The organism is Microbacterium sp. W4I4, assembly GCF_030816235.1.
GTDB lineage: Bacteria > Actinomycetota > Actinomycetes > Actinomycetales > Microbacteriaceae > Microbacterium.
Map to the genome: position 1 here is coordinate 1,111,937 of NZ_JAUSXT010000001.1, position 14,429 is coordinate 1,126,365.

Below are 14,429 nucleotides of genomic sequence, written 5' to 3' on the forward strand. Positions count from 1 at the left end.
ACGTACCGTCCCCGGCTTCGAGAACGGCGCATGTCGACGATCCTAAGTCCCGCGCGCTCCGATCGCACCGGACGACGCAGAACTGTTACTCACCCTTAACCGAACCGCCCCGCCGTCGAAACAACGGCGGGGCGGAGGGGAACCGGATGCTCAGGCGAATGCCTCGATCGGCGGGCAGGCGCACACGAGGTTGCGGTCGCCGTAGGCCTGGTCGATGCGGCGCACCGGCGGCCAGTACTTCGTCGCGACCAGCGCGTGCACCGGGTAGGCGGCCTCCTCGCGGGTGTAGGCGTGCGTCCACTCCCCCGAGATCAGCGAAGACGCGGTGTGCGGGGCATGCACCAGCGGGTTGTCGTCGGCGGGCCAGCGGCCGGCGGCCACGGCATCCGCCTCGGCCTTGATCAGGATCATCGCCTCGATGAACCGGTCGATCTCGCCGAGGTCCTCGGACTCCGTCGGCTCGACCATCAGCGTGCCCGGAACCGGGAACGACATGGTCGGAGCGTGGAAGCCGTAGTCGATCAGGCGTTTGGCGACGTCGTCGACCGTGATGCCGGTGGCCTCCTTGAGCGGGCGCAGATCCAGGATGCACTCATGCGCGACGCGGCCCTGCTCCCCGGTGTACAGCACCGGGAAATGGTCGGCCAGGCGCGCGGCGATGTAGTTCGCCGAGAGCACCGCGGCCGCCGTCGCATCCCGCAGACCGTCGGCGCCCATCATGCGCACGTACGCCCAGGAGATGGGCAGCACGCCCGCCGAGCCGTAGGGAGCGCCCGAGACGGGGCCGCCCTCGAACACGTGACCGCCGGCGTGCACATCCTTCTGCGCCTGCGGGTGACCGGGCAGGTACGGCGCGAGGTGCGCCTTGGCCGCCACCGGACCGATGCCGGGTCCGCCGCCGCCGTGCGGGATGGCGAACGTCTTGTGCAGGTTCAGGTGCGAGACGTCGCCGCCGAGGTCGCCGAAGCGGGCGTAGCCGAGCAGTGCGTTGAGGTTCGCGCCGTCGACGTACACCTGGCCACCGGCGTCGTGCACGGCAGTGGTGATCTCGACCACCTGCTCCTCGTACACGCCGTGGGTGGACGGGTACGTGATCATCAGCGCCGAGAGGTTCTCGGAATGCTGCTCGATCTTGGCGCGCAGATCATCGAGGTCGACGTTGCCGAGCTCGTCTGTGGCGACCACGACGACCTTCATGCCGGCGAGAACCGCGGATGCCGCATTCGTGCCGTGCGCGGAGGACGGGATCAGGCACACCGTGCGGTGGTCGTCGCCGTTGGCGAGATGGTGGCCGCGGATCGCCAGCAGACCGGCGAGCTCGCCCTGCGAGCCGGCGTTCGGCTGCAGCGAGACCGCGTCGTACCCGGTGACCTCGGCCAGCCACGCCTCGAGCTGGTCGATCATCGCGAGCGAGCCCTCGACGTCGGAGGCCGGTGCGAACGGGTGCAGCTGCGCGAACTCGGGCCAGGTGATGGCCGCCATCTCCGTGGCCGCGTTGAGCTTCATCGTGCACGAGCCCAACGGGATCATGCCGCGGTCGAGCGCGTAGTCGCGGTCGGCGAGCTGCTTGAGGTAGCGCATCATGGCCGTCTCGGAGCGGTGCACGTGGAAGACCGGGTGCGTGAGGTACTCGTCCTCGCGCTGCAGCGCGTCGGGAAGCGCGGTCGCCGCGTCGGCGAAGCCGAACACGCGCTCCTGCCTGCCGCCGAACAGCACGGCGACGCGGTGCAGGTCGGTGAAGGTGCTCGTCTCGTCGACGGAGACGCCGACCGTGTCGGCATCCGCCAGGCGCAGCAGGATGCCGGCCTCGTGCGCCTTCTCGACCAGCGCCTCGGCACCGCCCTCGACCCGCACGTTCACGGTGTCGAAGAACGCGTCGTGCACGACATCCGCTCCGGCCTCGACGAGCCAGTCCCGGAGGACAGCGGCCTTCGAGGCGACCTCGGAGGCGATCGCCCGCAGACCGTCGGGGCCGTGGTAGACCGCGTACATCGATGCCATCACGGCCAGCAGCACCTGGGCGGTGCAGATGTTCGAGGTGGCCTTCTCGCGACGGATGTGCTGCTCGCGCGTCTGCAGCGACAGCCGGTACGCGGGGTATCCGCTCGCGTCGACCGAGACGCCCACCAGGCGCCCTGGCAGCTGTCGTTCGAGACCCGCGCGCACGGCCATGTAGCCCGCGTGCGGTCCGCCGAAGGCCATCGGCACGCCGAAGCGCTGGGTGGTGCCCACGGCGACGTCGGCGCCGAGCGAACCCGGCGAGCGCAGCAGGGTGAGGCCCAACAGGTCGGCCGCGACCACGGCGATGCCGCCGGCCACGTGCGCGGCGTCGATGACGGCGCTCGGATCCCAGACCCGACCGGAGGAACCCGGGTACTGCACGAACACGCCGAACAGGGCCTCGGGCAGCTCCTCACCACCGGCGAGGTCGCGCTCGACGAGCTCGATGCCCACGGCGGCCGCACGGGTCGCCAGCAGCGCCTTCGTCTGCGGAAGGGCGTCGGCGTCGACGACGAAGACATCGGTCTTCGCCTTCGAGGCGCGCCGCGCCAGCAGCATCCCCTCGGCCACCGCGGTCGACTCGTCGAGCATCGACGCGTTCGCGGTCGAGAGTCCGGTGAGATCGGAGACCATGGTCTGGAAGTTGATCAGGGCCTCGAGGCGTCCCTGCGAGATCTCCGGCTGGTAGGGCGTGTACGCCGTGTACCAGGACGGGTTCTCGAGCACGTTGCGCTGGATCACCGACGGCGTGAACGTGCCGTAGTAACCCTGGCCGATCATGGCACGGTTGACCGTGTTGCGGTCGGCGAGCGCACGCAGCTCGGCGAGCGCCTCGGCCTCGGATGCGGCGACGGGGATGCTCGAGTCACCAGCGTCCGTGTAGATGGACGCGGGAACCGCCTGGCGCATCAGCGTCTCGACGGACTCGTCACCCGTGCCCGAGACGCCGAGGGCGTCGAGCATCTGCCGCTGGGCGTCGGAGGTGATCCCGATATGGCGGTCGGCGAAGGAGACCACTCTCAGCCCTTCGTGATCGCGGTGTAGGCGTCGCGGTCGAGCAGACCGTCGATCGCGCCATCGGCGACGGCGACCTTGATCAGCCAGGCGTCCTCGAACGGCGAGGCGTTCAGAAGTGCCGGGTCGTCGACGACCGCCTCATTGATCTCGGTGACGGTGCCGGCGACGGGCGCGTAGAGCTCGGAGACCGACTTGGTCGACTCCGCCTCGCCGAACACGTCTCCGCGCGTGAGCTCGGTGCCCACTGCGGGAAGCTCGACGAAGACGATGTCGCCAAGGGCGTCAGCGGCGAAATCGGTGATGCCGATCGTCGCGGTCTCGCCGTCGACGGCGACCCATTCGTGCTCTTCGCTGTACTTGAGGGTGGTGAGATCGGTCATTTCTTCCTCCGGTAGAAAGGCAGGGCTGTCACGGTCGCGGGGATCTTCGTCCCACGCACATCAAGGAATACTGCGGTTCCCTCCTCGGCGGAAGAGGGATCGACGAAGGCCATCGCGATGGGGTGGCCGAGCGTCGGGCTGAGGGCGCCGCTGGTGATCTCTCCGAGGACGCTGCCGTCTTTGGAGACCACGGCGTAACCGGCGCGGCCGGCGCGGCGGCCCTCGGCGGTGAGGCCGACGAGCACGCGGGCGTCCGCGGCGGGAGTGATGGCGTCCTTGCCGACGAAGCGCTCCTTGTCGGCGACGACGACGCGACCCAGTCCCGCCTGCGCAGGCTTGGTCTCGCGGGAGAGCTCATGCCCGTAGAGCGGCATGCCCGCCTCCAGGCGCAGCGTGTCGCGGGCGGCGAGGCCGGCGGGAACGAGACCGTGCGGCTCGCCGGCGGCGAGCACGGCATCCCAGAGCGCCTCGGCGTCGGCTGCCGCGACGAGCAGCTCGAAGCCGTCCTCGCCGGTGTAGCCCGTGCGTGCCAGCAGCAGCGGCTTGCCGGCGAAGGTCGCACTCGCCCAGGAGTAGTACTTCTGCTCCGCCCAGGGAACGCTGACATCGCTGATGCCGGCGACCTCGGTGAGGATCTGCTCGGACGCGGGGCCCTGCACGGCGATCAGCGCGTAGTCGTCGGAGACGTCCTCGACGGTGACGGCGAAGTCGGTCACCCTGGCCTGCAGACCCTCGCGCACGGCATCCCGGTTGCCCGCGTTGGAGATGATCAGGAAGTCGTCGTCCTGCAGGCGGTAGACGATGACGTCGTCGATGATGCCGCCGTCCTCGGCGAGCAGCAGCGAGTACTTCGCCTTGCCATCGGCCATCGCGGAGAGGCGGCCGGCGAGCGCGTAGTCGAGGTAGGCCGCGGCATCCGCGCCCCGCACGGTGAACTCGGCCATGTGCGAGATGTCGAACACGCCCGCGGCGTCACGGACCGCGTGGTGCTCGGCGAGGTCCGAGGAGTAGCGCACCGGCATCTGCCAGCCGCCGAAATCGGTGAAGGACGCCCCGAGCGCCTCATGGCGCGAGCGGAGCGGGGTGTATCTACTGGTCTGCGTCGCGCTGTCGCGCGTCGTCGAAGGATCGGTCATGGAGTTCTCCCGGTCAGGATCGGGCAGGACGACGTCGTCGCCGTCCTGGGAACTCCCCCTCTGTCATCGGGCCTGAGAGCTTCGCCCTCCGCCGAGCACGGAGACCCGTCGCGAAGTGCTTTCACCGTCGGCGGATGCGTGAGCATCGCTTTCCAGAGCGGCCGGATCTGCACGGTATGGGTACCTGAGAGATTGGCGGGGAGGCTTGCTCCTTCGGTGCCCAGCTGCGCTCACCGGGCTCTCCCGCACAGGTCATCGGCCTGTGTTCAGTTAGGGCTCCAGCATAGCGGGCCGCCGGGCTCATCTAGGCTCTTCATCGTGACCGGAACCACAGGCGAGAACGACGCGATCCGCGTCGCCGTGTCGACCGTCATCTTCTCGCTGCGCACGGCCCCCGAGGGCGACCGCCTGATGCTGCCGCTGGTGCGCCGCACCAGGGAGCCGCACCTGGGCACCTGGGCGCTGCCGGGTGGCTGGCTGGATCCCGCCGAGGACCTGGATGCGGCGGCATCCCGCACCCTGGCGGAGACGACCGCACTGAAGCCGAGCTACCTCGAGCAGCTGTACACCTTCGGCGAGGTGGATCGTGCGCCCGTCCGGGCGATCTCCATCGTCTACTGGGCGCTGCTGCGGTCGGATCTCGTCGACGCGCAGCGGTCGGCCAGCGGCGCTCCCGAGAACGTCGAGTGGTTCGACGTCGACGCCATCCCGCCGCTGGCGTTCGATCACAACCGGATCGCCGAGTACGCGCTGGACCGGCTGCGCAACAAGGTCGCGTACAGCCGCATCGCCGCGGGTCTGCTGCCCGACGAGTTCACCCTGACCGAGCTGCGCGAGGTGTACGAGGCCGTGCTCGGCCGCCGCCTGGACCCGTCGAACTTCCGGCGTCTGCTGGAGAGCTCTGACGAGCTCGTGCCGACCGAGTCGTTCCGCACCGGCAAGCACCGCCCCGCGCGCCTGTACCGCTACGCCGCCTGATCCCCGGCATCCGCCGCCGATCCGGCTCTCCTGTCCACGGATGTCGGCTCACACGACGGATTTCGGCACATACGGTCGTTCTGCGCCGACATCCGTCGTTTCGGCCGACAAGTGAGCCGCGACGTGACACGACACCACTCCGATTGCACTTCTGGTCAGATCGACATAATCTGTTCTCGCACAGTAAGTGTCGAAGTGACTATAAGGCGGCGCCCGATGTCCACCCCTCTCCTCTCTCCTGAGATTGACCCCTCGGTCGACCACGCGCTGCAGGCGATCATCTCGGGCTCCTCCACCGAGTCCACCTGCACCACCGACCTCGCGGCCGGCCCCTGGGACTTCGACACCCGCCCGGGCTACGGGCCAGGCTCCTCGATGGGCGACGTCATCCCCACCGGCGCACCACGGCAGGGCGAGCTGCCTCAGCAGTACCGGGATGCCGATGAGGACGAGCTGCACCAGCGCATCCGCGCCGCCAAGCAGACCCTCGGCGACCGCGTCGTCGTGCTCGGCCACTTCTACCAGCGCGAGGAGGTCGTCCGGCACGCCGACTACGTGGGCGACTCGTTCCAGCTCGCGAACGCCGCTCTGGAGCATCCCGAGGCCGAGGCGATCGTGTTCTGCGGGGTGCACTTCATGGCCGAGACGGCCGATCTGCTCTCCGGTCCCGAGCAGTCCGTGATCCTCCCGAATCTCGCGGCGGGATGCTCGATGGCCGACATGGCCGACATCGACCAGGTGGAGGACTGCTGGGAGCAGCTCGCCGAGGTCTACGGTCCGATGGATCAGCCGGATGCCGAGGGCCTCGTGCCCGTCATCCCGGTCACCTACATGAACTCCTCCGCCGCGATCAAGGGCTTCGTGGGGCGGCACGGCGGGATCGTGTGCACCTCCTCGAACGCCCGCACCGTTCTGGAGTGGGCGTTCGCGCGCGGCAGGCGGGTGCTGTTCTTCCCCGACCAGCACCTGGGCCGCAACACCGCCAAGGCGATGGGCGTGCCGCTGGAGCAGATGCCGATGTGGAATCCCCGCCGGCCGCTCGGCGGTTCGACCGCCGCGCAGCTCGACGACAGCCGCGTGATCCTCTGGCACGGATTCTGCTCGGTGCACCGCCGATTCAGCGTCGCCCAGATCGACCAGGCCCGCGCCGAGCACCCCGGCGTGCGGGTGATCGTGCACCCGGAATGCCCGATGGAGGTCGTGGATGCCGCCGACGAGGCCGGCTCCACCGACTACATCCGCCGCGCGATCGCCGACGCGACCGAACCCACCACCTTCGCGATCGGCACGGAGATCAACCTGGTCCGGCGGCTGGCGGCGCAGCATCCGCAGCACGAGATCTTCTGCCTCGACCCGGTCGTCTGCCCGTGCTCGACCATGTACCGCATCCACCCCGGCTACCTCGCCTGGGTGCTCGAGGAACTGGTGGAGGGCCACGTCGTGAATCGGATCTCGGTCGCTGGCGACGTCGCGGATCCGGCGCGGCTGGCGCTGGAGCGAATGCTGGCGGCGAAGCCGCGATGAAGGTTCTCGTCGTCGGCGCGGGCATCGCGGGACTCACCGCGGCCCTGCGCGCGGATGCTCTCGGCCATGACGTCGAGATGCTCGTGAAGGGCCGGCTCCGCGAGGGAAGCACCGCCCATGCGCAGGGCGGCATCGCCGGTGAGTACGGACCGGGCGACTCGGCCGCGCTGCACGCGCTGGACACCATGCACGCGGGCGACGGCCACGGCGATCCGGTGGCGATCGCCGCACTCGTCGACGGAGCCGCAGCGACGCTGGACGCGCTGATCGACGCCGGCGTGCCGTTCGATCGCGCCGCGGACGGATCGATCGCACGCGGTCTCGAGGCCGCGCACAGCCTGCCGCGCATCGCGCATGCGGGAGGGGATGCCACCGGCCGCGCGATCTCGGATGCTCTGACCGCTCGACTGCAGGCGAGCGGCGTGCACGTTCGCGAGCAGGCGTTCGCCGCGGACCTGATGACGGACGACGGTCGAGTGCATGGCATCCGTCTGGTCGACGGCACGCGGATCGGTGCGGATGCCGTGATCCTCGCCACCGGCGGGGCCGGTCAGCTCTATCCGTTCACGACCAATCCGGCCGGCACCACCGGCGACGGCATCGCGATGGCGCTGCGCGCCGGGGCGCCCGTCGCCGACCTGGAGTTCGTGCAGTTCCATCCGACGGTCCTCATCGATGACGCCGGCGCGTTCCTCATCTCGGAGGCGGTGCGCGGGGCGGGCGCCGTGCTGGTGGATGCCGAGGGCAGGCGGTTCATGTTCGACGAGCATCCGGACGGCGAGCTGGCTCCGCGGGACGTCGTCGCGCGTGCCGTGGCCCGCCAGGCGCTGGCCCAGGGGTCGCCCGTGCGGTTGGATGCGACGGATGTGGCGGGGCTCGCCGAGCACTACCCCACCATCGACGCCGAGCTGCGTCGTCGCGGGTACGACTGGGCGGCCGAGCCGGTGCCGGTCTCCCCCGCCGCGCACTATCTGATGGGCGGAATCGTGACCGACACCGACGGGCGCACCTCGCTGCCCGGCCTGTGGGCGGTCGGCGAGACCGCGCGCACCGGCGTGCACGGCGCGAACCGGCTGGCATCCAACTCGCTGCTGGAGGGCGCAGTCTTCGGCGCCCTCGCGGCCGAGGATCTCGGAGCGCCGCCTCCGGCCTTCGCAGGTCACGACACGCCGCTTCCCCGCTCAGGAGGCGACCGAGTGCGCCCCGTGAACGATGGCCCCGGCTTCTCCCGGGCAGCCTTGCAGCACGTGATGTGGGAGCAGGTGGGGCTGCTGCGCGATGACGCCGGGCTCGCCGATGCCGTCCGCACGCTCGACACCTGGGATGCGCCGCAGCCGCGCACCCCGGCCGAGCAGGAGGATGCGAACCTGCTCGTCGTGGCACGCGCCGTGGCATCCGCGGCTCTGGCCCGCACCGACTCGCTCGGTGCGCATTTCCGCCTCTCCTCCGCCTTGGAGAAGCCCACCCTGAACCAGTCCGCCCTGATCGGAGTCCGATGATCACCCCGGCCACCCTGCAGCGCACCGTCAGCGCGGCTCTCGAGGAGGACGCCCCCTGGGGCGACATCACCAGCATTGCTCTGCTGCCGACCGACGCGCACGCCACCGCCGACCTCATCGCCCGTGAGGCGGGGGTGTTCAGCGGCGGGGAGGTCTTCGCGTCCGCGTTCACGATCACCGATCCCACCGTGCAGGTGGACCTGCACGTCGCCGACGGCGACCGGTTCGAAGCCGGCGATGCGCTCGCCTCGGTGTCGGGCCCGGCCCGCGGCATGCTCACCGCCGAGCGGGTCGCACTGAACTTCACGCAGCGGATGAGCGGGATCGCGACACTCACCGCCGCGTACACGGATGCCGTCGCGGGCACCGGCGTGCGCATCGCCGACACCCGCAAGACGACGCCGGGCCTGCGCGAATTCGAGAGACATGCGGTGGTCTCCGGCGGCGGCAGCAACCACCGCCGGTCGCTGTCGGATGCTGTGATGGCCAAGGACAATCACCTGGAGGTGCTGCGTCAGGGTGGGCAGGACCTGGCATCCGCTCTGCGCGAGGGGCTGGCACGCCTCCCGCATACGACGCATGTCGTGGTGGAGGTCGACCGGCTCGATCAGATCCCCGCGGTGCTGGACGGCGGCGCCGACACAGTGCTGCTGGACAACTTCTCGCTCGAAGATCTCCGAACGGCGGTCGGCGTGCTCGCCGGGCGGGCCACCGCCGAGGCATCCGGCGGCGTGAACCTCGACACCGTGCGCGCCATCGCCGAGACCGGCGTGCAGGTGATCTCGGTGGGTGCGCTCACCCACTCCGCCCGTGCACTGGACCTCGGGCTCGACCTGCGGATCGTCTAGTGCTCTATCTGGATCACGCCGCGACCTCGCCGGTGCGTCCGGAGGCGCTCGAGGCGATGCGCCCCTACCTGACGGACGTGTTCGGCAACCCGTCGAGCCATCACACGGCGGGCGAGGCTGCGGCCCGGGCGCTGCAGGATGCGCGGGAGCGCGTCGCCGTGGCACTGGGCGTGCGTCCCGCCGACGTCATCTTCACGTCCGGCGGCACCGAGGCGAACAATCTGGCGGTGAAGGGCGTCGTGCTGGGCGCCCTGCAGGTCGATCCCGCGCGCCGTCACCTGATCACGACACCCCTCGAGCACGAGTCCGTACTCGAGTCCGCGGATCATCTGCGCCGACTGCACGGCATGGACGTGACGCTGCTCCCTGTCGACCAGCAGGGCCTGCTGCATCCGGATGACCTGGGGGCGGCACTCCGCGACGACACCGCGCTGGTCAGCTTCGCGCACGCGAACAACGAGATCGGCACGGTGCAGGATGTCACGTCGCTGGCGGCCGTCGCCCGTGCGCGGCATGTGCCGGTGCACGTGGATGCCGTGCAGTCTGCCGGCTGGCTGGATCTGCGGACACTGGGGGCGGATGCCGCGGTCTCGGCGATCTCGATCGCCGGCCACAAGCTCGGCGCACCCAAGGGCATCGGTGCGCTGGCGGTGCGCTCACGGGTGCCCCTCGAACCCCTGATGCACGGCGGCGGGCAGGAGAACGGCCGCCGCAGCGGCACCGAGAACGTCGCCGGCGCCGTCGCCCTGGCGGTGGCCCTGGAACTTGCCGAGCGAGAGCGCGAGCAGCGCGTCGCCGACGTCGCGACGAATACGGCGGAGTTCATCGACGGCGTCCTGCATGCGGTGCCGGAGGCGGCGCTGACGGGTTCACCTGATCGCCGCCTGCCGAATCTGGCGAGCTTCACCTTCGCCGGCACGAGCGGCGAGGCGATCCTGCTCGAGCTCGAGCGCCGCGGCGTCGTCTCCTCCAGTGGATCGGCCTGCGCGGCCGGCAGCGACGAAGCCTCGCACGTGCTCGTGGCCTGCGGCATCGCACCGGAAATCGCGCAGACGTCCGTGCGCTTCACGTTCGGCCGCACTCCCCTGCCGCGCGGCTCCGGTGGGCAGCTCGCCGCGCTCGTCGCATCCGCCGTCGCTGCTGTCACGCGCTCCTGAAGCCGAAACGATACGCCGTCTCTCCGGCCTTCACCGCCCTCTGCGCACCATAGGATCGGGACGTGAATCCGCTCGTCACCATGATCGTCCCCGGGCGCGACATCGCCTCGTTCGCGCCAGCGGCGATCGCCTCGCTGCAGGCGCAGAGCGAACCGCGTTGGCGTGCGCTGCTCGTCGACGACGGCTCGGTCGACGACACCAGGGCGGTGTTCGCGGATGCTGCGGCATCCGATCCCCGCTTCGAGGTGCTGCACCATCACGAGGCGCGCGGCCTCGGCGCCGCCCGCAACATCGGGCTCGACCGCATCGACACGCCCTTCGTCGGGTTCCTGGATGCCGATGACGAACTTGCTCCGCGCGCGCTCAGCCTCTGGCTCGATGCGCTGAACGAGTCCGGGAGCGACTTCGTCGCCGGCGCCTATGTGCGCACCCGCGAGTCCACCGGCGGCTACCGTCCCGGCCGGGTGCAGCCCTGGGTGCAGCGGGCGACCTCGCCGCGCCGCCTGGGCGTCACTCTCGCCGAGCACCCGCACGCGACGGCCAACATCGTCGCCTGGTCCAAGCTCAGCCGCACGCACGTCTGGGAGCACCTGCGCTTCCCCGAGAACGTCGCCTACGAGGACCAGATCGTGGCGCAGCGGATGTACACCGAGGCTCGTGCATTCGACGTCATCCCCGAGATCGTGGCACACTGGCGACTGCGCGCGGACGGCACCTCCATCACCCAGGGGAAGAATCGTCTGCCGGTGCTGCACGACTACCTCGCGGCACTGCGCGGCGGCATCCGCGTGCTTCACGAAGCCGGCATGACCGCCGCCGTCATCAGCCGTCTCGATCTGATCCTCGCCATGGACCTGCCTCCGCTGCGTCAGATCGCGCAGCAGCATCCCGACCCCGCCTACCAGGCGGCACTGGACGCCTTCGAGGGCGAACTGCGCGCCCTCCCCGAATACGCACACGTCGATCCCGATCCGGCCCTCGCGGCCGCCCTGGCCTGGTGAGCCATCCATGAACGCCTATCTCGACTCCCTCTTCTCCCTGCACGGACGCACGGCCGTCGTCACCGGAGGCTCCTCCGGCATCGGCCGAGGAATCGCGAGCGCCCTCGCTCGGGCGGGCGCCGCGACCGTGATCGTCGCGCGGGGCCGGGAGCGGATCGACGCCACGGTGCGCGAGCTGACGGATGCCGGATGCCGGGCCGCCGGAGTGATCGGCGATCTGAGCACCCGCGCCGGCATCCTCGCCGCCGCCGAGGCCGCTGTCGAGCCGTTCGGGGAGCCGGACATCCTGGTGAACTCCGCCGGTATCAACATCCGCCCCTCGATCCCTGAGATCACCGAACAGGACTGGGACCTCACGCTCACAGTCAACACGCTCGCCCCGTTCCTGCTCGGCCAGCGCTACGCCCCCGGCATGGCGGAGCGCGGCTTCGGGCGTCTGATCCACATCAGCTCGCAGCAGGCGCACCGCGCCTTCGTCTCCAGCGGCATCTACGGCGTCTCCAAGGGCGCGGTCGAATCGCTCATGCGCTCCGAGGCCGAGGCATGGGGCGGAACCGGTGTGACGAGCAACACCCTCGTGCCCGGTTTCGTGCTCACTCCCCTGAACGCGCGCCTGCAGGAGGACACGGCCAAGATCGCCGAGCTCGCCGCGCGCACGATGATCGGCCGCAACGGCCTGCCCGACGACTTCGCCGGCGCGGCGGTCTTCGTCGCCGGAGCCGGATCGTCGTACGTGACCGGCCACTCACTGTTCGTCGACGGCGGCCTGTCCGTCCACTAGCCCGGGTATGCCTCCGGGCCGGGGTGCGCGCCGTCCAGCAGCGGGATCTGCCCCGTTAGCACGCGCACCGCATCCTCACCGGCAGTGGTCTCTCCGGCTGTCCCCGCGCCCACGGTCTCTTCGCCGGCCAGGGTCTCTTCGCCGGCGGAGTCGCGAGGCGCCTTGTCGGCGCGCCGGTGCTGCAGCGTCCCCGTCTCATCGGTGAGCACGTTCGATGCGGCCATCTGCTGCGCCGCCAGCTCGGTGTACAGACCACCGGCCGCCAGCAGCTCCGCATGCGTTCCCGACTCGACGATGCGCCCCGCCTCGACCACATGGATCATGTCGGCACCCATCACCGTCGACAGCCGGTGCGCGATGGACAGCACCGTGCGGCCCGCCGCCGCATGGTCGAGCGCCTGCTGGACCACACGCTCGGACACCGTGTCCAGAGCGCTCGTGGCCTCGTCGAGCAGCAGCACGGGCGGGTCCTTCAGCAGCACCCGGGCGATCGCGATGCGCTGCTTCTCGCCGCCGGACAGCCGATAGCCGCGCTCGCCGACGACCGTGTCGTAGCCGCCCTCGAAACCGGCGATGATGTGGTGGATGTTCGCCGCAGTGCACGCGGCGATCAGCTCCTCCTCTGTGGCCCCCGGCTTCGCGTAGAGAAGGTTCTCGCGGATCGTGGCATGGAACAGGTAGGTCTCCTGCGACACGATCCCGACGTCGTCGATGATCGACTCCTGTGTCAGGGTGCGCACATCGGCGCCGCCGAACATCACCGATCCCGATGCCGCCGAATACATCCGTGGCGCGAGATACAGGATCGTGGTCTTGCCTGCCCCCGACGGACCGACGAAAGCCACCTGCTGGCCGGGCTCGGCGACGAACGACACGCCCTGCAGCGTCGGCCTGGCATCGGGCGCGGCATCCGGGTAGCGGAAGACGACGTCGCGGAACTCGACCTGACCACGCGGGCCAGGCGCCCGCGAGACGGGGATCGCGTCGGGCGCGTCCTGGATCTCGGGAACCATGTCGAGGTACTCGAAGATGCGCGCGAACAGGGCCGAGGAGGTCTGCAGGTCCAGCGCCACCCGCATCAGGCCCATCATCGGCATCAGCAGCCGAGCCTGCACGGTGGTGAACGCGACGACCGTTCCCGCCGTGATCGCGCCGGTGCCCCCGGCGACCAGGTAGCCGGACACCAGGTAGATCACCGCCGGAACGGAAGCCATCAGCACCTGGACCACGGCGAAGAACCGCTGTCCGCTCATCGCCTGGCGTACCTGCAGACGCACCTGGTTGCGGTTCTCCTGCTGATACCGCGCCGATTCGGTGCGCTGACGATTGAATGACTTCGACAGCAGGATGCCCGAAACGCTCAGCGTCTCCTGAGTGATCGCGGTCAGCTCGGAGAGCGACTCCTGCGTCTGCCCGGCGATGCGCGCGCGCACCTGGCCGACCCGCCGCTGCACCAGCACGAGGATCGGCATCAGCACGACGGCGATGAGCGTCAGCCGCCAGTCGATGAGGATCATCGCGACGAGGGAGGCGATCACGGTGACGATGTTGCCGAGGATGCTGGTGATCGTGTTCGTGAGAACGCCGGACACTCCGCCGACGTCGTTCTGCAACCGGGACTGGATCACCCCGGTCTTGGTGCGGGTGAAGAAGCCGAGCTCCATCGCCTGCAGATGCTCGAAGAGCCGCACCCGCAGGTCGCCCGTGACACTGTTGCCGACCGTGGACGTCAACCAGGTCTGCGCGACGCCCAGCACCGCCGAGAGCAGGAACAGCCCGACCATTATCAGCACCAGGCGCAGCAGCAGACCCAGCACGGGCTCGCCGCCGCCCAGGGGGAACAGGGCGTCGTCGAAGATCCGCTGCACGAGCAGGGGCGGGACGACCGCGATCGCGGCCCCCAGCACGACCAGCACCACTGTGAGCAGGATCCGCCCCCGGTACGGGCGGAACAGTCCGACGACGCGCTTGCCGAGGTCGGCGATTCTCGGCGCCTCGGCGTTCAACTTCTTCTGGGCTGCCTCGTCGACACCGCGGAATCCGCGACCACCCCCACCGCGACCGCCACCCATGCTCATCGCCCCAGGCTAATGCGCGCCTCACCGTC

General features: G+C 70.0%; 11 protein-coding genes and 1 riboswitch. Of the genes, 7 read left to right on the forward strand and 4 right to left on the reverse strand.

Features of this window, described 5'->3' with window-relative positions; all coding sequences use genetic code 11:
• Positions 1-150: 150 nt before the first annotated feature.
• The 3 genes from gcvP to gcvT are packed head-to-tail and all read right to left on the reverse strand — an operon-like array spanning position 151 to position 4,534.
• Positions 151-2,964 carry an aminomethyl-transferring glycine dehydrogenase gene (gene gcvP / locus QF046_RS05290; RefSeq protein ID WP_373425750.1) on the reverse strand — a complete coding sequence of 938 codons (2,814 nt, stop codon included), beginning with the start codon at positions 2,962-2,964 and terminating at the stop codon, positions 151-153.
• Positions 2,965-3,020: 56 nt separating this feature from the next.
• On the reverse strand, positions 3,021-3,398 hold the full coding sequence (gcvH, locus tag QF046_RS05295) for a glycine cleavage system protein GcvH (RefSeq protein WP_307366971.1): 378 nt from the start codon (positions 3,396-3,398) through the stop codon (positions 3,021-3,023).
• On the reverse strand, positions 3,395-4,534 hold the full coding sequence (gene gcvT / locus QF046_RS05300; protein WP_307366973.1) for a glycine cleavage system aminomethyltransferase GcvT: 1,140 nt from the start codon (positions 4,532-4,534) through the stop codon (positions 3,395-3,397). The genes gcvH and gcvT overlap by 4 nt, the downstream gene beginning before the upstream one ends.
• 162 nt (positions 4,535-4,696) lie before the next feature.
• A riboswitch (glycine riboswitch) is annotated at positions 4,697-4,790 on the reverse strand.
• A 62-nt stretch (positions 4,791-4,852) separates the two neighbouring features.
• On the opposite strand from gcvT, the gene QF046_RS05305 reads away from it, so the two are divergent.
• From QF046_RS05305 to QF046_RS05335, 7 genes are all read left to right on the forward strand, one after another.
• Positions 4,853-5,512, forward strand: coding sequence for an NUDIX domain-containing protein (locus tag QF046_RS05305; RefSeq protein ID WP_307366975.1), 660 nt, complete (start codon positions 4,853-4,855; stop codon positions 5,510-5,512).
• Between the two features lie 216 nt (positions 5,513-5,728).
• On the forward strand, positions 5,729-7,036 hold the full coding sequence (gene nadA, locus QF046_RS05310; RefSeq protein ID WP_307366977.1) for a quinolinate synthase NadA: 1,308 nt from the start codon (positions 5,729-5,731) through the stop codon (positions 7,034-7,036).
• A complete protein-coding gene (gene nadB / locus QF046_RS05315) occupies positions 7,033-8,535 on the forward strand; it encodes an L-aspartate oxidase (RefSeq protein ID WP_307366979.1) in 1,503 nt (500 codons plus the stop codon). Before nadA ends, nadB begins: the two co-directional genes overlap by 4 nt.
• Positions 8,532-9,383: a carboxylating nicotinate-nucleotide diphosphorylase gene (nadC, locus tag QF046_RS05320; protein WP_307366981.1), complete on the forward strand. Its 852-nt coding sequence runs from the start codon at positions 8,532-8,534 to the stop codon at positions 9,381-9,383. Before nadB ends, nadC begins: the two co-directional genes overlap by 4 nt.
• Positions 9,383-10,540 carry a cysteine desulfurase family protein gene (locus tag QF046_RS05325; protein ID WP_307366984.1) on the forward strand — a complete coding sequence of 386 codons (1,158 nt, stop codon included), beginning with the start codon at positions 9,383-9,385 and terminating at the stop codon, positions 10,538-10,540. The genes nadC and QF046_RS05325 overlap by 1 nt, the downstream gene beginning before the upstream one ends.
• Positions 10,541-10,602: 62 nt before the next feature.
• On the forward strand, positions 10,603-11,541 hold the full coding sequence (locus QF046_RS05330) for a glycosyltransferase family 2 protein (RefSeq protein WP_307366986.1): 939 nt from the start codon (positions 10,603-10,605) through the stop codon (positions 11,539-11,541).
• A gap of 7 nt (positions 11,542-11,548) precedes the next feature.
• Entirely contained in the window at positions 11,549-12,322 is a 774-nt protein-coding gene (locus QF046_RS05335) for an SDR family NAD(P)-dependent oxidoreductase (protein ID WP_307366988.1), read from the forward strand.
• Here the strand turns inward: QF046_RS05335 and QF046_RS05340 are convergent.
• Entirely contained in the window at positions 12,319-14,400 is a 2,082-nt protein-coding gene (locus QF046_RS05340; RefSeq protein ID WP_373425664.1) for an ABC transporter ATP-binding protein, read from the reverse strand. The two genes, QF046_RS05335 and QF046_RS05340, sit on opposite strands and share 4 nt — an antisense overlap.
• Between the last annotated feature and the right edge of the window lie 29 nt (positions 14,401-14,429).